The 19,991-nt window shown below is 59.1% G+C and carries 10 protein-coding genes; 9 read left to right on the plus strand and 1 reads right to left on the minus strand.

The window, feature by feature from the left end; translation table 11 throughout:
* The first annotated feature begins 8 nt into the window (after positions 1-8).
* The 7 genes from BM069_RS16705 (at position 9) to BM069_RS16735 (ending at position 16,903) form a co-directional block, all read left to right on the plus strand.
* A complete protein-coding gene (locus BM069_RS16705) occupies positions 9-6,440 on the plus strand; it encodes a type I polyketide synthase (RefSeq protein WP_280137041.1) in 6,432 nt (2,143 codons plus the stop codon).
* Positions 6,437-7,441, plus strand: coding sequence for a glycosyltransferase (locus BM069_RS16710; protein WP_093325383.1), 1,005 nt, complete (start codon positions 6,437-6,439; stop codon positions 7,439-7,441). Before BM069_RS16705 ends, BM069_RS16710 begins: the two co-directional genes overlap by 4 nt.
* Positions 7,438-12,099: a MupA/Atu3671 family FMN-dependent luciferase-like monooxygenase gene (locus BM069_RS16715; protein WP_093325384.1), complete on the plus strand. Its 4,662-nt coding sequence runs from the start codon at positions 7,438-7,440 to the stop codon at positions 12,097-12,099. Before BM069_RS16710 ends, BM069_RS16715 begins: the two co-directional genes overlap by 4 nt.
* Positions 12,096-12,827, plus strand: coding sequence for a 4'-phosphopantetheinyl transferase family protein (locus BM069_RS16720; RefSeq protein WP_093325386.1), 732 nt, complete (start codon positions 12,096-12,098; stop codon positions 12,825-12,827). The genes BM069_RS16715 and BM069_RS16720 overlap by 4 nt, the downstream gene beginning before the upstream one ends.
* Positions 12,828-12,900: 73 nt before the next feature.
* Positions 12,901-14,175: a GumC family protein gene (locus BM069_RS16725; RefSeq protein WP_093325387.1), complete on the plus strand. Its 1,275-nt coding sequence runs from the start codon at positions 12,901-12,903 to the stop codon at positions 14,173-14,175.
* 475 nt (positions 14,176-14,650) lie between these two features.
* Positions 14,651-15,316: a sugar transferase gene (locus tag BM069_RS16730; protein WP_093325441.1), complete on the plus strand. Its 666-nt coding sequence runs from the start codon at positions 14,651-14,653 to the stop codon at positions 15,314-15,316.
* An 84-nt stretch (positions 15,317-15,400) separates the two neighbouring features.
* On the plus strand, positions 15,401-16,903 hold the full coding sequence (locus BM069_RS16735) for a hypothetical protein (RefSeq protein WP_212611554.1): 1,503 nt from the start codon (positions 15,401-15,403) through the stop codon (positions 16,901-16,903).
* 28 nt (positions 16,904-16,931) lie between these two features.
* On the opposite strand, the gene BM069_RS16740 is transcribed toward BM069_RS16735, so the two are convergent.
* The gene (locus BM069_RS16740; RefSeq protein ID WP_244503649.1) at positions 16,932-17,435 is read right to left on the minus strand and encodes a serine O-acetyltransferase; all 504 of its coding nucleotides are present in this window, start codon (positions 17,433-17,435) and stop codon (positions 16,932-16,934) included.
* A 248-nt stretch (positions 17,436-17,683) separates the two neighbouring features.
* On the opposite strand from BM069_RS16740, the gene BM069_RS16745 reads away from it, so the two are divergent.
* Both BM069_RS16745 and BM069_RS16750 read left to right on the plus strand, forming a co-directional pair.
* Positions 17,684-19,237, plus strand: a complete 1,554-nt coding sequence (locus tag BM069_RS16745; protein ID WP_093325389.1) for a GMC oxidoreductase — start codon at positions 17,684-17,686, stop codon at positions 19,235-19,237.
* Complete coding sequence (locus tag BM069_RS16750) at positions 19,230-19,979, plus strand: SDR family oxidoreductase (protein WP_093325390.1); 750 nt, start codon at positions 19,230-19,232, stop codon at positions 19,977-19,979. Before BM069_RS16745 ends, BM069_RS16750 begins: the two co-directional genes overlap by 8 nt.
* The last annotated feature ends 12 nt before the right edge of the window (positions 19,980-19,991 follow it).

Below are 19,991 nucleotides of genomic sequence, written 5' to 3' on the forward strand. Positions count from 1 at the left end.
GTTCAAACGTGACCGATCAAGCGGACGCTCGTGTGAGCGAAACCGATATTGCCATTGTGGGCATGGCCGCCCACTTGCCCGGCGCGACCGGCATTGATCAGTATTGGCAGAACCTGCGTGACGGCATCCGGTCAATTTCCAAACTGTCCGAAGACGAATTGCTCGCCAACGGGGAAAACCGTGCGCGTTTGAAACATCGCAATTACGTGCCCGCAGCGGCGATGTTGGACGGGTTTGCCGAATTTGACGCAGAGTTCTTCGGGTTGTCCCCGAAAGAAGCGGCGATCATGGATCCACAGCACCGGCAATTCCTTGAGGTGAGCTGGGAAGCCTTGGAAAATGCCGGTCACATGCCCGAGAATTTCGACGGTCCGATCGGTGTTTTTGCCGGCTGTGGCATGGGTAGTTATTTCTATTTCAACATCTGCTCAAATCGGGAACTGGTGGACAGCACCGGCATGTTCCTTTTGCGTCACACAGGCAATGACAAAGACTTCCTCGCCTCTCGCTTGAGTCATTTTCTTGATCTCAAGGGGCCGTCGCTGGGTTTGCAAACGGCCTGCTCCACCTCCCTGGTGGCGGTACACTACGCCGCACAGTCCATCCTGAACGGCGAATGCGACATGGCGCTGGCAGGTGGCGTAACCATAGAGCTGCCGCATGGGCAGGGTTATGTGTTTGAAGAAGGTGAAATCCTGTCGCCGGACGGGGAATGCCACGCCTTTGACCACCGCGCACAAGGCACGGTTTTCGGGTCTGGCGCGGGCGTTGTTGTGTTGCGGCGGCTGGAGGATGCGATTGCCGACGGTGACCACATCTGGGCGGTGATCAAGGGATCGGCCGTGAACAACGACGGATCGGATAAAGCCGGATACCTCGCACCCTCTGTCACAGGTCAGGCCTCGGCGATTGCCGACGCGATGGCGATTGCGGATGTGTCCGCCGACACCGTGGACTACGTGGAATGTCATGGCACCGGCACCTATCTGGGCGATCCGATCGAAGTTGCCGCACTCACCGAAGCCTTCCGCGAAACAACCGAGGAAACGGCATATTGCCGGATTGGATCGGTCAAAACCAACATCGGACATCTGGATACGGCAGCGGGCGCTGCGAGCCTGATCAAGACGTCGCTGGCGCTGCACAACAAGCAGATGCCTCCCTCGCTCGGGTTTGAAAAACCGAACCCCGCGATTGATTTCGCCAGCAGCCCGTTTGCGGTGAATGCCGCGCTCACCGATTGGACCCTGCGAAAAGGGCCGCGACGGGCGGGTGTAAACAGCCTTGGCGTGGGCGGCACAAATGCGCATGTGATCGTGGACGAAGCTCCGGAACGCGCGCCAAGCGAAGAGAGCGATTGGCCCTTTCAACTGATCGCCATTTCCGGCCGCACCAATAAGGCGCTTGAGGCCAATGCCGCCAATCTGGCCGCGCATCTGCGCGCCAATCCGGACCAACCTTTGGCCGATGTGGCGCACACGTTGCTGAACGGGCGGCGCAAGTTCGAAAAGCGCAGGGTTGTTGTGGCGGAGAGCCATGAAGAAGCCGCCAATTTGTTGGAATCGGGCAACCTTCTGCGCGTTTTTAATCATTCTGCGGAGGCGGAAGCGCCTGAAGTTGTGTTCATGTTCCCTGGTGGCGGGGCGCAATATGTCGGCATGGGGCGAGATTTGTACGAGACCGAACCGGTCTTTGCCGAATGGATGGACCGCGGCTTTGAGGTGTTGGCTGACAAGGGCGGCGACAGGCTGCGCGCCTTGTGGCTGGCACAAGGCGACACGAGCGAGGCCGAAGAGGCTCTGAAAACCCCGAGCTTGCAACTGCCGCTGATCATGATGGTGGAATATGCCTTGGCGCAGCTGTGGATCAGCTGGGGCATTCGGCCCGCGGCCCTGATTGGCCACTCGATGGGCGAAAACACCGCGGCCTGTCTGGCAGGGGTGATGTCGTTTGAAGATTGCCTCGAGCTTGTGCAGCTGCGCGGGCAGCTTTTTGATACGGTGCCCGCCGGCGGAATGCTGTCGGTGCCTCTGCCATTGGGTGAGGTCAAGGCGCGTCTTGGCGGTGATCTGGATATTGCTTCGGTGAACGCACCAGCGTTGACAGTGGTTTCAGGGCCGGATGCCGCCTTGGACCAACTGGCAACTGAGCTGGCGGCCGAGGAAATCGACACCCAACGTGTCCCGATCAACATTGCCGCGCATTCTCGCATGTTGGAGCCTATCTTGGCGCGGTTCGGCGACTATCTACGGTCGATCCAGTTGCACGCGCCGAAATTGCCAATCATCTCTAACCGGACCGGTGCCGCCTTGTTGGAAAGCGAAGCCACCGATCCTGAGTATTGGGTCGCCCATCTGCGCAACACTGTTCTTTTTGCGGATGGCGTGACGGCGCTGTCGCAAGTGGCGAACCGCGTTTACTTGGAGGTCGGCCCCGGCAAGGCGTTGTCCTCACTTGTCAAAATGCACGGGCAGGTCAAAGCAGACAAAGTGCTTTCTGCACTCCGGCACGTGGACGACGAAATCGCCGACGATGCCTATTTCCTTGCCACGCTGGGTCGACTTTGGGCCTGCGGTGTTGCTGTGGATTTTGACCAGTATTGGGGTGGTGTGCCGCGTCAGCGTGTGGTGCTGCCAACCTATGCTTTCCAACGCAGCCGGTATTTCATCGAACCCGGAACAGATCAAATCGACACAGCCGATCACCTATTGATCCGCTTGGAAGACACGGCAGACTGGACATACGCCCCCGTATGGAGGCCAAAGCTTGCGGAGTGCGAATTTGATGTCGCAACAGAATTGGCCGACGCCCCCAAGCACGCTTGGCTGATTTTCACGGACGCGGGCGGCACGGGTGCGGCACTTGCAGGTCAATTGCGCGGCGCGGGGCACGATGTAGTCACGGTGCGCACAGGCGACGCCTTTGCGGCAGATGGGCCAGATGGATATGTGCTTGCACCAGAGCGCGGGCGTGAAGGGTATGATGCCTTGATCGCAGACCTGATGGCACGAGGACGGGTGCCGGACCGCGTGGTGCACTTGTGGCTGCTGACCGAGAACGAAAGCCATCGCCCAGGGTCGAGCTTCTTCCATCGCAATCAGGAACAGGGCTTTATGAGCCTCTTTTTCCTTGCTCAAGCGATCACGGATGAAAACCTGCCTCGACCGCTGCATGTGACGGCAATTAGTTCCGGCGCGGTACGGGTACGAAACGAGATTCTGCCTTATCCGGAGAAATCCACAGTTTTGGGGGCTGTGCAGGTCATTCCGCGCGAATTGCCCGGCATGACGACCGCGCTGATCGATGTCACCCCGCCGGCGCGCAAGGGACATCTGTCCTTGGCGCTGCGGCTTCTGGAAGATCTGATGGCCGAACCGCGCAATGCAATTGCCGCGTGGCGCGCAGAGAAACGGTTTGAAAGAGGCTATCGCAAAACCGACTTGAAACCCGATGACATGCCAGTCTGGCGTGACGGCGGCACCTATGTCTTTACGGGTGGCTTCGGCGGCATCGGATTGACCTTGGCGGAACAGGCCATCCGCAAAGCCGGCGCCAATGTGGTGTTGCTGTCGCGGGACGGGTTGCCCGCCCGAGAGGCATGGCCAAACCACTTGCGAGGACACGCGCCGCAGGACCGGATTTCCAAGCGCATTCGCGCGGTTGAACGTCTGGAAAGCCTGGGAGGACAGGTTCTTTGTCTGGCCGCAGATGTCTGCAACATTGACGAAATGGGGCGTGCAATGGACGCCGCACGTGCCGAATTTGGCCCCGTCACCGGAGTGGTTCATGCGGCAGGCGTGATTGATGACGCGCCGTTGCTTGCCAAAACCTTGGCGCAAATCGACGATGTTCTGGCGCCGAAACTGCATGGCACGCAGGTGTTGGAACATCTCTTTCCGGACGGAGACTTGGAATGGCTGGCCGTCTTTAGCTCATCGTCAACTGCCACGGCTCCGGTCGGCCAGATCGACTATGTCGCGGCCAACGCTTACTTGAATGCCTATGCGCAATCCCGCGCGGGTGGCAAAACCCGCGTTCGGGCGATCAATTGGGGCATCTGGTCTGATGTTGGCATGGCCGCAGAGGCCATCTCGGCGCGTCAGGGCACGCACGAGAGCACACCAAAAGAAGCGATTTCCGAGCCGCTCCTTGATGTTGGTGGCTTTGACGACAAGGGCCATCGCGTCTTTGAAGCCTCCTATGACACATCCCGCTGGATTTTGAATGAGCACCGCACCAAGGACGGGACCGCGATCCTGCCGGGCACCGGATACATTGAGCTGGCAGCAGAGTCGATGCGGGCGCACGGAGAAGAGGGCGCTTTTGCCCTGCGCGATCTTCTGTTCTTGCGGCCACTGCAAATTGGCGAGGCCGAAACCAAAACCATACGAGTGCGTATGGAGCGTTCGAACGAAGGCTATCGTTTGGAAATTCAAAGCGCCTGTGTGTTTGAAAACCGTGACGGATGGCAGACCCATGCAGAAGCACGGATCATTCCGACAACGCCAATGGCGAAGGCCCTTGATCTGTCCGACCTGTCTGCGCGCATAGGGTCGCCTGTTCCTGCGGAGGGAGCAGCGCTCAGCTCCGCACAGGAAGCGCATCTGGCATTTGGTCCGCGCTGGAAAGTGCTGCGCGGGGTGTCTTTGGGCGATGGCGAGGGCCTTGCAGACCTGCGTCTTGAGCCGCAATTTGTGCAAGACGGCTGCCTGTTGCCGCCAGGATTGCTGGACATTGGCACGGGCTGGGCGATGGAGTTGATCCCCCGCTATACTCAGGCACACCTTTGGGTTCCGGTCAGCTATGACGTGCTGACAGTTCATGCGCCGTTGCCTGCGGAGATCGTCAGCCATGCCCGCCTTGTGTCGGGCAGCAGCAACGATGGTGTGGCACGCTTTGATATTGCTTTGGCTGCGCCGGACGGGACCGTTTGTGTTGAGGTTAAAGGCCTGTCTATCCGTCAGATCGTCGACGGATCATTTACCGCGCCGCCAGCGCTCACGGCAGCGGAAGTTTCATTCGATACCAACAGCCAGACAATACAGCCTCTTTCGGCGCAGGAAGAGCGGCTGGTTCACAACCTGAGTCAGGGCATCACGCCACTCGAGGGGGCCGAAATGTTTGAGGCCGCCCTGCGCAGCCCGCTGTCTCAGGTTGTTATTTCCTCACTGGAACTGCCCGCGCTGATCGCACAAGCGGACGCGCTGCCAACCGACACGGCAGGCAGCGGGCAGACATTTGAGCGCCCCGAACTGGATACGGATTTTGTCGCCCCAAGCACAGACATCGAGCGCAGTTTGGCGGGGTTCTGGCAGGATCTTCTCGGGGTTGAAAAGGTTGGCGTTCGAGACAGCTTCTTTGATCTGGGCGGGCACAGCCTGATTGCGGTCCGGCTTTTTGCGATGGTCAAGAAGGCTTATCGAATCGAATTCCCGATTTCGGTATTGTTTGAAGCGCCCACCATTGAAACCTGCGCGGCGATGATTGCTGACCGGCTGGGCGGCGACCTGCCAGCCGAAGGCGGTTCCACCGGAGCAAACGAGGACGGGTCTGGACCCGAAGCGGGACCAGGCCCTGCGAGCCGGTTCACCCATCTTGTGTCGATGCACAGCGGCGAAGGCGGTCCGAGGCGTCCGTTTTTCCTTGTCGCAGGTATGTTTGGCAACGTGTTGAACCTACGCCATCTGGCGCATCTGATCGGTGCAGACCGCCCCTTTTATGGGCTTCAGGCCCGTGGCTTGCTGGGCGATGCGGCACCGCATGATGATCTGGTCGAGGCGGCACGGGACTATATTGCCGAGATGCGACAGGTGCAGCCACACGGGCCTTATCTGTTGGGTGGCTTCTCCGGCGGAGGCATCACAGCTTATGAAATCCGGCGACAGCTGGAGGCCGAGGGCGAAGAGGTCGCGTTGGTTGCGATGCTCGACACCCCGTTGCCACAACGCCGTCCGCTTTCGCGGGCGGACCGGATGAAAATCCAGATGCAGGAATTTAAGGCCAAGGGCGTGTCCTATCCGTTGGTCTGGGCAAAAAACCGGATTGCGTGGGAGCTTTCCAAGCGCCGGACGCCGCAGGTTTCTGATCAGGCCGCACAGGGTCAACAATTCCACGACGCCGAGATTGAAGCTGCGTTTTTGCGGGCGGTGGCGTCTTATGAGGTGGCCCCATGGAGCGGAAACCTCGTGCTGTTCCGCCCTCCGCTTTCGGGCAAATGGGACATGGGCGAGGGACGGCTGGTGGATCACGAGCGCGCTTACGTGTTCCATGACAACGATTGGGGCCAGCACGTGCCGCATGTGCAGGTTTTTGAAGTTCCAGGCGATCATGACAGCATGGTTCTGGATCCCAACGTGCGTGTGCTTGCGACCCGCATGAAAAAAGTGATTGCCGAGGCAGAAGTTGCCATTGCACGGCAACGCAAGGAGGCCGCGGAATGAGTGTGACACCGCGCGTCCTGACCGTGATCCTGAACTGGCGGACGCCGGAGATGACCCTGCGCGCGGCTGAAGCGGCGGCACGGGAGATGCAAGGAATCGATGGCCGCATCGTGATTGTCGACAACGACAGCGGCGATGGCAGTTTCGAGAAAATGCAGGCAAAGATCGCGACCGAAGACTGGCCGGAGGACCGTGTCGAGGTCATTCGGTCTGGCCACAATGGCGGCTTTGGGGCGGGGAACAACGCCGGCATCCGCCACGGTGCTTCCGATGGCTTTGACTATGTCTATATTCTTAACTCCGACGCCTTCCCCGATCCTGACAGTATCCGGCATTTGCTTGAGCATCTGAAAGCCTCCCCCGACGTTGGCATCGCCGGAAGCTATATTCACGGCGAAGATGGCGACCCACATGTCACCGCTTTCCGGTTCCCGAGCGTCTGGGGCGAACTTGAAGGGGCGGCGCGTCTAGGCGTGATTTCCCGCCTGTTGAACGTTCATGTCGTGCCGCTGCCGATCCCCGATGAAACCACCCGTGTCGATTGGCTTGCGGGGGCGTCGATGATGATCCGCCGCGAGGTTTTGGAAGAGATCGGTCTTTTTGACGAGACCTTCTTTCTTTATTTTGAGGAAACCGACCTCTGCCTGCGTGCCAGCCGTGCCGGATGGCCAACCGACTATGTGCGGGCCAGCGAGGTCACCCACATCGGGTCTGTCTCCACGGGCATGAAAACCTGGTCACGCATGCCGACCTATTGGTTTGACAGCCGCCTGCACTATTTCCGCAAAACCCGCGGAAGCGCATTTGCCCCCACTTTGGCGCACGTCACCGGATGCCTGATCTGGAAACTGCGCCGATTTGTCGGGCGCAAACCGCAACGAGATCCTGACTGGTTCCTGTGGGATCTGATCCGCCACTATTGCCGAAACATCTCCAATCGGACACCGCGCGAACGGTCCGCAACCCCAACGCTAAGCCCGCGCAAGGAGGCCAATCCATGAGCCTTGATACACAGTCGCGCCCCCGCATGAGCGCGGTGATGATCGGCAACGAAAGCCTGCTTGTGCAATGCGCCACGATCTGGCGGGACGCGGGTCATTCGGTGTCCGCCGTGGTCACACGTTCTCAAGATATACGGGTCTGGGCCGAAAGCGTAGGGCTGCGGGTTGTGTCGTCTGATGCGGAGATCGCGACAGAATTGTTGGGCGAAAAATTCGATTGGCTCCTGTCGATTGCCAATCTGGACATGCTGCCACAAGCGGTGCTGGACCTGCCCGCGAAGGGGGCGATCAACTTCCACGACGGGCCACTGCCCCGTTACGCCGGACTGAACGCACCGGTCTGGGCGCGCATGGCGCAAGAGGCGCGCCATGGCATCACGTGGCATATGATTGAAGCCAAGGCCGACACCGGCAAGATCGTCGCACAGCGCATGTTTGACATTGCTCAGACGGACACGGCTTTGACGCTCAATACGAAATGCTATGCCGCCGCAATCGAGAGCTTTCCCGAAGTGGTCGCGGCTCTGGCCGATGACCTGCCAAACGCGCGCGCCCAAGACATGAGCCAGCGAAGCTATTTCGGTCGCGGCAAGCTTCCTTTGGCGGCCGGACGCATAGATTTCCGCCGTGACGCGCAAGAAGTTGTGGCGCTGGTGCGGTCGCTGGATCACGGGGATTATTTCAATCCGATGTGTTCCCCCAAGATTGTCGCCTCGGGTCGTGTGCTTCTGGTCGGAGCCGCAGAGATTGCCGAAAGTGCTGGTCATGGCGAACCAGGCGCGGTGCTGGCCGTGGGTGACAAGAGCGTCACCGTGGCCTGCGGGCGCGGTGCGGTGACGTTGTCTCGGCTGACCGCCTCCAACGGCGCAGCCGAAGTGCCGGCTCATGTCATCCGCACGGGGGAACGCCTTCCTATTTTGGATCGCGCGGCCGCCGAAGCTCTGTCAGAGACCGTTGCGCAAGTTGCCAAATCCGACGCTTTTTGGCGCAAGACGCTTGCGGAATTCCTGCCCGCCACATTGCCTTTGGTCGCCGCATCCGGCGACCTTCCAGATATGCGCAAACTTGACCTGAGTTTGCCCGAGTTGCCCTCCAAGCAAACCCTGACCGCCGTGACCCTTTGGGCATTGCGGTCAGGGATACCGGAGGCTTGTGACCTCGCCCTGCGCGTGCCAACCCTTCCGCGAGCGGCCGGTCTGTTGAACGATTGGGTGCCGCTGCGCATCTCCGCAGCGATGCTTCAAGACAGCGTTGACGCCGCAGTGGCGACCATTTCCGACGCTGTTGATAGGATCGCCAAACGCGGTACATGGATGCGCGATCTTGTGGCCCGCGATCCGAAGTTGTCCCCTCCGGCCATGCCTGACGTGGCCGTGACACTTGAAGACGAAGGCGCGTTGGAAGGCGCGGCCATCACCGTTGCGCTTGGCGCGACCCCTGCCCTGTATTTTGATGCGTCCCGAGTGCGTGAAGCTCATGCCGAACGGCTTGCTGCACGGCTCGAGCTCTTGGCAAACGCGATGAGCGAGACGGCCCAAGTCGCGGACCTGCCGTTCCTACCGGAAACAGAGCGTCGGGAGATTTTGACGGGTTGGAACGACACCGTCGTGGATTTTGATGCCAACGCGACTCTGGTATCCCAGTTTGAGGCACAAGTCGCCCAGACCCCCGATGCGCCCGCATTGGTGTTTGAACATGACCTGCTGAGCTATGCTGACTTAAACGCGCGGGCCAATCGCGCTGCGCATGTGCTTCGGGATATGGGCGTGACACGCGGGTCTTTGGTAGGGCTTTGCAGCCGTCGCGGGCCGGACCTTGTGGTAGGCGCATTGGCCATCCTGAAGGCGGGCGGGGCTTATGTACCGATGGATCCGACCTATCCGGCGGACCGGCTGGCGCATTTTATCTCCGACTCCGGATGCGGTGTGATCGTAACACAGGCGGAACTGGCGCAATCGCTGCCCTCCCACGAGGCTCAGGTCTTGGAAATGGACACTGATCCGCGCCTGTCCACAGACCGAACATCCAATCCTCCCCCCGTGGCAACCGGCGGCGACCTTGCCTATCTGATCTATACATCCGGATCCACCGGCACCCCCAAAGGAGTGATGGTGGAACATGGCAACGTCGCCAACTTCTTTGCCGGCATGGACGCACGTATCACCCACAAAGCGGGGGACACGTGGCTTGCGGTGACGTCGCTTTCGTTCGACATTTCCGTACTGGAACTTTTCTGGACCCTGTCTCGTGGTTTCAAGCTGGTGCTGTCGGGCGACGAGACCACAACCCAGATTTCCAATGGACGCCTGCCCACGGCCGCTGGCGGCATGGAAATGTCGATTTACTATTGGGGAAATGACGACGGACAGGGGTCTAAGAAATACGACCTGCTGTTAGAGGGGGCAAAGTTCGCCGATGCAAACGGATTTTGCGCGGTCTGGACGCCGGAGAGGCATTTCCACGCATTTGGTGGGCCGTATCCGAACCCGTCGGTGACAGGGGCCGCGGTGGCCGCAGTCACCAAGCAGATCGGCGTCCGCGCCGGATCATGCGTTGCGCCGCTTCATCACACAGCGCGGATCGCCGAAGAGTGGGCGGTGATCGACAACCTGACCAACGGGCGCGCCGGTCTGGCGATTGCCTCTGGGTGGCAGCCGGATGATTTTGTGCTGCGGCCTGAAAACACGCCGCCTGCCAACAAGCCCGCGATGTTTGAGCAGATGGCAGACCTGCGCAAACTCTGGCGGGGCGAAGAGGTGTCTTTCCAGAAGAAAGACGGCACGATGCACCCCGTTGTCACGCAACCGCGCCCCGTATCCAAAGAGCTTCCGCTTTGGGTCACAACGGCAGGCAATCCGGAAACATGGAAAGAAGCCGGGCGATACGGATGTAACGTGCTGACTCATCTTTTGGGACAGAGCGTCGAAGAGGTCGGCCAGAAAATTGCGCTTTATCACGATGCGCTGCGGGAGGCAGGGCACAATCCGGATGACTTCTCGGTCACGCTGATGTTGCACAGCTTTCTGGCAGAGGACCGTGACACCGCCCGCGAAATCGCGCGGGAACCGATGAAAGATTATCTTCGGTCGGCGGCAGGGCTTATCAAACAATACGCTTGGGCTTTTCCTGCATTCAAGAAACCCGAGGGTGTGGACAACGCCTTCCAGCTTGATCTGGGCAGCCTGACAGAAGAAGAACTTGAAGGCATTCTGGACTTCGCCTTTCTGCGGTATTTCGAGGACAGCGGGCTGTTTGGCACCATCGAGGACGCGTTGGATCGCGTGGAGCAGGTCAAACGCATTGGTGTGACGGAAATTGCCTGTCTGATCGACTATGGCATCGACAGCACGACGGTTCTGGAAGGTTTGAAACCGCTGGCCGAGGTATTGCGACGTGCCAACGAGGGCGGGGAACTGGATCCGTCTGATGTGTCCATCGCGGCGCAAATGATCCGACATGACGTCAGCCACCTGCAATGCACACCATCCATGGCGCGGATGATTGCAATGAACGACGAGGCGCGGTTTGCCTTGCGCGGTGTCGACCATCTGATGATCGGCGGCGAGGCGCTTTCTGGCGCTTTGGTGGCCGAATTGAATGCGGCGACAGAGGCCCCTGTGCAAAACATGTACGGTCCCACAGAAACCACGATTTGGTCCACCACCGGCATGGCCGAGACCTCTGAGGGGATCGCCAGCATCGGCACGCCAATTGCAAACACACAGGTGTATGTTCTGGATGAAACTGGCGCCCCCGCACCTGTGGGCGTTGCCGGAGAATTGTTGATTGGCGGAGCTGGCGTGACCCGAGGCTATTGGCGGCGCGAGGCACTGACGGCAGAACGGTTTGTCGAAAATCCGTTCGGTGAGGGCCGGCTTTATAAAACCGGCGATCTTGTGCGTTGGCGTGACGACGGACAGCTCGATTTCCTTGGTCGCGCCGACCATCAAGTGAAATTGCGCGGCTATCGCATCGAATTGGGTGAAATCGAAACTCGCCTAGAAGAGATCGCCGGAGTTGCACAAGCCGTGGTGATCCCGCGCGAGGACACACCAGGTGACGTGCGGCTGGTGGCATATCTGCGCGGAGAGGCCATTCCGGTGGAGGGAGATCTGCGGCGTGCGATGCGCGACAGCCTGCCGTCTTTCATGAGGCCGCAACACTTTGTGTCGCTTGCCGATTTTCCGCTGACACCCAACAAAAAGGTCGACCGCATCGCGCTTCCTGCGCCGGAGGCAACCCGCACCATCGAAATCAAGGCCCCACCTGTGGCTGCTGCCCCCGAGCCTTTGCCAACTGGCGCGGGCGCGGATGCTGCGGCCACTGTGGCGGCGATTTGGGCCCGCGTGCTTGGCGTTGCAGACGTCAATGCAACCGACAACTTCTTTGACATAGGCGGGCATAGCCTTTTGGCAGTGCAAGCCCATCGTGACATTCGTGCAGAGACCGGCGCGGCGAAGCTTTCGATCACCGATATTTTCCGGTTCCCAACCATGGGCGGGCTTGTGTCCAGAATCGAGGAATTGACAGGCGGCGCCCGTCCGGCTGACGCACCGCAACCTACCACGGCAGACGACATCGCAGAGCGATCAGACGCGCGCTCGGAGATGATGAGCAAACGCAGGGCAATGCGGGCACGCCGGAGGGCGCGAACATGACCGGTCCGGACTCAGATCTGCCGGCATTGCGTGATCTGGCGCGTCGCTTTGCGCCGCGTGACGTGGGCGTCGGCGTGGCCGATCCCACAGTCAGCCCCGCCACAGTGTTGCCGGCAGAAGCCCCAGCCATCGCCAACGCAATTCCGAAGCGAAAACGCGAGTTCGCAGCCGGCCGTCGCGCCGCGCGCGAAGCTCTAAGAGCGATCAACCATGCAGGTGTGGCGATTCCGAAAGGGGCTGATCGCACGCCGGTCTTTCCCGAAGGCATTGCGGGGTCAATCACGCACAACCGTCTGGCTGCGTTGGCCATTGTCGCGCCAAAATCACTGTTTCGCACTCTGGGTGTCGACATCGAACCCGCACAAGCTCTTAAGCCGCAGCTGTTGAAGGCGATCTGCACTGAACAGGACCGCGATATGCTGTCGGCGCTGCCGGAAACGGACCGCCTACTGCTGGCGCGATGCCTGTTTTCCGCCAAAGAAGCGGTGTTTAAGGCCCAGTATCCGATTACGCGACAGGTGTTCGGCTTTGACGCGGCTTCTATTACGTTCAACGCTGTGCGCAGCGGCTTCACCGCAACCTTTCACCGTGAAATCGGCACGATCCGGATGGGGAGCACAGTTTCAGGCCAATGCGGCATGGCAGGTGGGCACATTCTATCGATGGTCACGCTGGGCGCTGTGCAAGGATCGGAAAACGCCAATTTCCCCTTTTGCGCCACGGGATAACCATATTCATTCACCATAGTTTCTGGCAACAGAGCGCGAAAAAGGGCGCCGGAACGACTCTTGAGGATCAGGCATGGACAGGTTTCAGTCTCTTGGCGAAGTGCGAAGCATGCTCCGCAGAAGGGCTCTTCTGTGGGTGTCCGTGATTGCGCTCGGCCTTGTGATGTCCCTGTTCTATACATTGTCGCTTCCTCGGGAATACGAAACATTCGCTACCATCCAGATCGAACAGCCGTCCATCCAGACCAGAGAAGGCACACGCGGCTCTCTGAACGCGGACATGCTGCAAAAACTTCAGATCGTAGAGCAGCGCGTCATGGCGCGCGACAACCTGCTGGCGATCATCGACAAGTTTGGTCTCTATCGAAACACCGATCTTTCTGACCTGCAAAAGGTTGATTTGCTGCGTCGCGCGGCGCGGGTGCAGCACATCACTGACCCGCAGTTGCGTTGGCGTCAGGACATCAGCCCCTCGGCGCTGCTCGTGTCCGTTCGGATGACCGACCCCGTTCTTGCGGCCAACGTTGCCAATGAGTTGGTGAACAACGTGCTGGCCGCAGAGGCTGAAAGCCGTGCCGCCCGCGTGCGCGAAACCTTGGATTTCTTTGACGGCGAAGAACGCCGGATCGGCGCCGCAATCACTGCGCTAGAGGCAGAAATCGCAGAATTCAAACGTCAGAACGCCGTTATCTTGCCAGGCGGTGTAGAGAGTTTGCGGTTGCGATTGGCCGACCTTCAGGAAATCGAGCTCGAAGTGCAACGCCAAATCCTGTCGCTTCAAGATGGAGGTCAGACTGGCGCAGGCACGGTCCGAGCTCAGCGCGTGGCACGACTTCAGGAAGAAGCGTCCCTGTATCAGGTGCAAATCGCGCAGATCGAAGCTGAGATCGCCGAAACGCCGGGATTGGAGCAAGAATTCAGCAAGCTGCAACGCGAACTGGGCAAGCTTGAGGATCAATACGAGGCTGTGACTGTCGGCAAAGCGCAGGCGGAGATGAACCAGATGCTGGAAGCCTCCAGCCAATCCGACAGCTTTGCCGTGCTTGAGGAGGCCTTGCCTCCGGATTGGCCAATCGCGCCGTCGCGCAAGAAAAGCCTCGCCATGGGTGGTATGTTGAGCGCCGCTGTGGCGCTGACTTTGGTGTTCCTTACCGAGATGCGCAGCCCAGTGATCTGGACACGAGGCCAGTTGGAACGGCAACTGGGCCTACGTGCGGTTGCGGTTATTCCTGTGATCGAAACGCCGGGCCAACGACGCGCACGGCGTTGGTTGAGTTTCGCAAAGATCGGAATTGTGTTGGCGGCTGCAACTGCTTTGGCGGGATTCGCCCTGAGATTCGGGCGATAAGCCGCCACAATTTGACCACATTCTCCGAATCAATCCTTATTCCCGCATTTTCCGGCCAAATTTGACGGGTATGGAAAACCTGAATTTCGAAACAATCACACAAGTCGAGATAGAACCGTTTCCAATCCTATATCAGCAGGGGCGAAAATTAACCATTTTCACCACGACTTCCATTTTTAGAATATTAAATTTGTGAATTAAATCAATAATTTACCCAAAAGTGACGCAAAGTCTCAGTGGATTTCTATTAAATTGTGACTAATATATGTCCTTGGGTGGGCGCTTCTTTGACGGGAGCACCTTGGGAATACGAAAGACTGATGAGCGATAAGCCCCGCTGCCGGGCGCTTTATACGACAGTCATAGCATTTGTGACGCGCCTATAGTTTGGCGCGACAGGAAAGCTTTGACACCTGCTCACCGGAAAACACTCTCCCAAAGTGCCTCAAACGATGTGTTAGTGGGGATGACGCCGATGGCGATCTATTCGCGAAAAGACTTTGCGCAGAGCTTTGAAGTTGCGCCCGAAGGGCGTGGGTTTTACCGACACCTTGCCAAGCGGGTGTTGGACATCCTGTTTGTAGCGATCATCGCTTTGCCTGTCGGTTTTGTCACTTGCGTGCTTGCGCTTTTGATCATGCGTGACGGCGGATCCCCGTTCTATCGTCAAGAGCGTGTCGGCAAGGACGGCAAGATCTTCTATATGCTCAAGCTTCGCTCGATGGTGCCGGATGCACATTCCAAGCTCGAGGCTTATTTGCGGACCAATGCAGCCGCACGCATGGAATGGGATGAAAAGCAAAAGCTGACTGATGACCCGCGCATCACGCCAATCGGACGCATCATCCGCAAGACCTCACTGGATGAACTGCCCCAGTTTCTGAACGTTCTGCGCGGCGATATGTCTGTCGTCGGTCCGCGCCCGATGATGCCGGAACAGTTGGAACTTTACCCAGGAACGGCCTATTTCACGATGCGCCCCGGCATCACCGGATTCTGGCAGATCTCGGAGCGCAACGAGAGCAGCTTTGCCGAACGGGCCATCCACGACAGCAACTATGACCGCGCCCTTTCGCTTCGTACCGATGCGGCAGTGATCTGGCGCACAGTGTTTGTTGTTGCATTGGCGACTGGGGTCTGAAGTCCCGCCGCTGACAATTTGAAGGTGCGCGCTATAGTGGCTGCGCGCCTTTTTGGTTCCTAGCCCGAGGATTTTGACCGCCCCATGCCAAACACACTCGCTACAGTGATGCTTGTGATCTGGCCGGTTGTGATCTGGCGGCTTTATCTTGCTTTGCCTCCCGGGCGGGCGCTGATCTGGTCGCTGCTGGGGGCCTATCTGTTGTTGCCGCCCCCGCCAGCGGCAATCGACTTTCCTTTGATGCCGGCGCTCGACAAAACATCTTTGCCCAATGTCGCCATCCTGATCGTCGCCTTTTTTGTGTTGCGCGGTGAAAACCGCCCGCGACTAATGCCGGACAATGTCATGGCGCGCTGGTTGCTCGTTGTGTTTGTCCTCAGTCCGATTGTTACGGTTTTCACCAACCCTGAGCCGTTGATCTTTACCGAGACCTTTATTCGCGGGCTCTATCTTCAGGACGCAATTGCGCAGCCGATCAACCGGTTCATCCTCGTGATCGGTTTTCTAATGGCGCGGCAATACCTGACAACACGAGAAGATCAACGCGACCTGTTGTTGGCGTTGGTGATTGCGGGCCTTGCCTATTCTCTGCCGATCCTGATGGAGGTGCGCCTTAGCCCACAGCTTAACAATTGGGTATACGGCTATTTCCAACACCTGTTCAGCCAGACCATCCGCCAAGGCGGGTATCGTCCGATGGTTTTTCTGTATCACGGCATCTGGCTGGCCTATTTCGTGCTGACCTGCCTGCTTGCGGCGCTGGCCCTCTGGCGGGCCGACCGCAGCACAAGCCGCGCAAAATACATGATCGCCGCATTCTATCTTTTTGGTGTTCTGGTGCTGTGCAAAACACTGGCCACGTTGGTTTATGCGGGCGCGGCCGGAGCGTTAATCCTATTCCTGAACACGCGCATGCAGGTGAAAATTGCCGCCGTTTTGGCGATAATCACACTCAGCTATCCGGTACTGAAGTCCGCCGACCTCGTACCGACTGACGCCATACTGGCGCAAGCTGAAGCCATAAGCGGCGAACGGGCGCAATCTTTGGCCTTCAGGTTCGAGAACGAAGACAAACTCGTTGAACGGGCATTCCTCAAACCTTTCTTTGGCTGGGGGATCTGGGGGCGAAACCACCTTCACGATGCCGATACAGGCCACATTACATCAGTGTCTGATGGGTACTGGGTGATCGTTATCGGCGTCTGGGGTTGGGTAGGGTATATATCCCAGTTCGGCCTGATGAGCCTGCCGATTTTTCTTGTTTGGCGGGAACTACGCCACATCTCGCGTATGGATAGGGAGCGTTTCGAGCGCAAAGCGCGTTACACGTTAATGGATCGATCGCATCTTGGGGAGGACACCGATCCGGGCCTGTCACCCTATTTGGGATCGCTGGCGCTGATGTTGGGTTTCAACCTGATTGATTTGCTGCCCAACGCCACGTTGACGCCAACCACATGGCTGATTGCGGGAACGCTTTTTGGGCACGCAGAACGATTGGCAAGACGACGCAAAGCGGGCAACCCGCAGACAGACGGCACCAAAGTCGGCACGCAGACCGTCTTGAAACGCAGGACAGTGCTCTAAAGGCCTCCCCGAGGACAGGTCGGCCAACTTACTCCTTCAGGCGTGAGCCGATTAGCTTCGCAGGAACCCCAGCAACCACGGCACCGGCGGGAACATCTTTGGTCACAACAGCATTGGCACCGATTTCGGCGTGATTACCAACAGTCAACGGTCCGATCACCTTGGCCCCCGCGCCGATGTCAACATGCCCGCCCAACGTCACCGCGCCCGCCAAAGTCACCTGATGCATCAACTGACAATTGGGGCCGATCACGGCGTCGGGATGGACAATGATCCCCGTCGGATGCGGCAGACGCAGACCGCCATCGATGCGCATATTGAGATGCACCTCCGACTGCGTCATCACCGACCAGAAGCGATGCACGATCACCCAGTATTTTGCGGCAACCCCTCCCATGAGCCCGCCACGAGACCTGGCGGCCTGATAGCGGCGGATAGCTCGCAGCAACTTTGGCCCCGCATCCCAAAAACCGGTGATGGTTTCCCGACTCATATCCACGATCTCTGCTGATACCATCTGATCCTGTGCCACGTGAGTTGCCTTCAAATTGCCTCTAAACCGTTGTCGCAAAACCTCTCTTGTCGTGCAACGTCCCTGTTCAAGCGCGTGCGGCTCTTGCAGCAATGCTACAAGGGGTATTTTCTGCGTGTCATGAGGGAAGCGATGAACCTGAGCTACAGAATCGAGATCGAGGGAATGCTGTCTAAAAGGCTGGCCCCGCCCTTCGTTCGGCGCATATGCGGGGCGTTTTTTGCCACCTTGGAGCCGGAGCGTCGGTGATGGCGGACCGGTCCAAACCCTATGACGTGATCGTCATAGGTACCGGCATGGGCGGCGGCACCATTGGGCGGCGGCTGGCCGAAGCGGGTCTGTCGGTGCTGTTCGTCGAGCGTGGGCCGAGCGGTCTGCGCGCCGAAGAAACCGAACTCAACGCGGACATTTGGGATCAGGAAGCGCGGCTGGTGCGCGGTTTTTGGCCCGAACCGATGACAACCACCGTCGACGGCGTAACGACCACCTTTAACCCGCCTTTGGGGGCTGGTGTGGGCGGAAGCTCCGTTTTTTATGCGGCGACCTTGGAACGGCCAGAACCGCACGACCTGAACACAAGTGATGACATCCCGCACCCGACCGGCGGTTGGCCGGTCAGCTATGAGGAAATGCGCCCCTATTTCGCACAAGCCGAAGAGATGTTTTCCGTTTGCGGCACGCCCGATCCGCTCGGAGATGGGGATCCCCTGCCCGACGGCCCCGAGATGCCCGACGCGGACAAGGCGCTATTTTTGGCCATGAAAGATGCAGGCCTGCACCCCTATCAGGGGCATATGGCCATGCGCTATCTCGACGCCTGCGCGTCGTGCCTTGGTCGCAAATGCCCGCGAAACTGCAAGATGGACGGCCGCTCGGCTGGCGTCGAAATGGCCCTTGCCACAGGCAAGGCGGCATTGCTGGAATTGACCGAGGTTGTGCGCTTGAACGCAGACGCGCACGGCGTCACAACCCTCACCGCCCTGCAACAGGGCAAAGAGATCACCCTCTCCGCCCGCGCCTTTGTGCTTGCGGCTGGTGCACTCACCTCGCCGCGCTTGCTTTTGGGGTCAGATCTTGCGAACGGATCCGGTCTTGTCGGGCGCAACCTGATGTTTCACCTGAACGAGATGTTCGCTCTCTGGCCCGGACGGGCGCACAAAGGCAGCGCCGCGACCAAGGCTTTGGCGTTTCGTGACACTTATCGCGACGGCACAACCCGTTTTGGGATGGTGCAGGCCATGGGGATCGCGGCGCGGTATGGCGAGATCGTACACTATCTGAACGTGGCCTTTGACCGCTCCGCTCTGCGTAACCTGCGCCCGCTGCGACAACTGACACGCATTCCGGCGGCGATCGCCGTGCGGGTGTTTGGTGAGGCCAAGTTGTTTGTCGGCATTCTCGAAGACCTGCCCTATGCCGACAATCGCGTCACATTTGACCCCGATAATCCACGCCAACTGAAAGTAACCTATCGCTTCGCGCCAGAGCTGCGCGCAAGGCGCAAGGCATTTCGGCGGGCCATTCGCCATGGTCTTAGAGGGATGCGGACTGTGTTTCTCGGCACAGGGCCAGAGTTGAACTGGGGCCATCCCTGCGGCACGCTGCGGTTTGGCGATGATCCCGCAACAAGCGTGCTGAACCGCAATTGCCGTGCCCATGAAGTTGCCAATCTATGGGTGGCGGATGCGAGCTTTATGCCGACGTCAATGGGCGTGAACCCGAGCCTGACGATTGCTGCGAATGCTTTGCGGGTGGGGGACCAGATCATTGCGGAACTGAAAAAGGAGGCACGCGATGGCTAAGCTGAGTGAGGGTGTGGCGGTGGTCACGGGCGCGGGCTCCGGCCTCGGACGGGCTTTGGCCATAGAGCTTTGCGGGCGGGGTCAGCGCGTGGTCGGGCTGGGTCGGCGCAGTGATGCTCTTGCACAAACCGCTGCCTTGGCTGGCGACAGGTTCACCGCGATGCCGACCGATGTCTCCGATCCCGAAGCCGTACGCGAGGCCTTTGCCAAAATGCCGGCGCCGGTGACGATCCTGGTCAACAACGCAGGCGTATATCCGCATCGCGACATTCTGGACGAAACCACAGAAAGTTTCATGCAAACGGTCAATATCAACCTCGGAGGCATGGTGGCCTGCACACGCGCAGCCCTCAACGACATGGGGGCCAGCGGTGTGGGGCGGATCGTCAATGTATCCAGCTTTGCCGATATCGCGCCGATGCCATGCAGCGGGGCCTACTCGGTCTCCAAGGGCGCATGCTCGGTGTTTTCCAGAGCCTTGGTCGCCGATCTTGGCGACCGCATTCCAGGGATTGTGATCAGCACCTGGATGCCAGGCATGTTAAAGACCGACATGGGATTGCCCGATGGTTTGGATCCTGCAACAGCGGCCAAATGGGGTGCGTCGCTCGCCTTGAACGAGGACCGGTCGCTGAACGGCACGGTGTGGGAAATGGACCGCGAGATTTTGCCCGCACGTGGTCTGAAAGGGCGCCTAAAAGACGTATTGATGCTGCGGAAACGCAAAGCACGACGACTTTAACCCTCGGTTTGG

Origin of the sequence: Shimia haliotis, from assembly GCF_900114415.1 — a bacterium.
GTDB classification, from domain to species: domain Bacteria; phylum Pseudomonadota; class Alphaproteobacteria; order Rhodobacterales; family Rhodobacteraceae; genus Shimia; species Shimia haliotis.

Bases quoted from the DNA above. Each gene is read 5' to 3' on its own strand.
- BM069_RS16725 (WP_093325387.1), top strand. From the start codon at position 12,901: ATGGACAGGTTTCAGTCTCTTGGCGAAGTGCGAAGCATGCTCCGCAGA.
- BM069_RS16710 (WP_093325383.1), top strand. From the start codon at position 6,437: ATGAGTGTGACACCGCGCGTCCTGACCGTGATCCTGAACTGGCGGACG.
- BM069_RS16745 (WP_093325389.1), top strand. From the start codon at position 17,684: ATGGCGGACCGGTCCAAACCCTATGACGTGATCGTCATAGGTACCGGC.
- BM069_RS16715 (WP_093325384.1), top strand. From the start codon at position 7,438: ATGAGCCTTGATACACAGTCGCGCCCCCGCATGAGCGCGGTGATGATC.
- BM069_RS16720 (WP_093325386.1), top strand. From the start codon at position 12,096: ATGACCGGTCCGGACTCAGATCTGCCGGCATTGCGTGATCTGGCGCGT.
- BM069_RS16735 (WP_212611554.1), top strand. From the start codon at position 15,401: ATGCCAAACACACTCGCTACAGTGATGCTTGTGATCTGGCCGGTTGTG.
- BM069_RS16730 (WP_093325441.1), top strand. From the start codon at position 14,651: ATGGCGATCTATTCGCGAAAAGACTTTGCGCAGAGCTTTGAAGTTGCG.
- BM069_RS16750 (WP_093325390.1), top strand. From the start codon at position 19,230: ATGGCTAAGCTGAGTGAGGGTGTGGCGGTGGTCACGGGCGCGGGCTCC.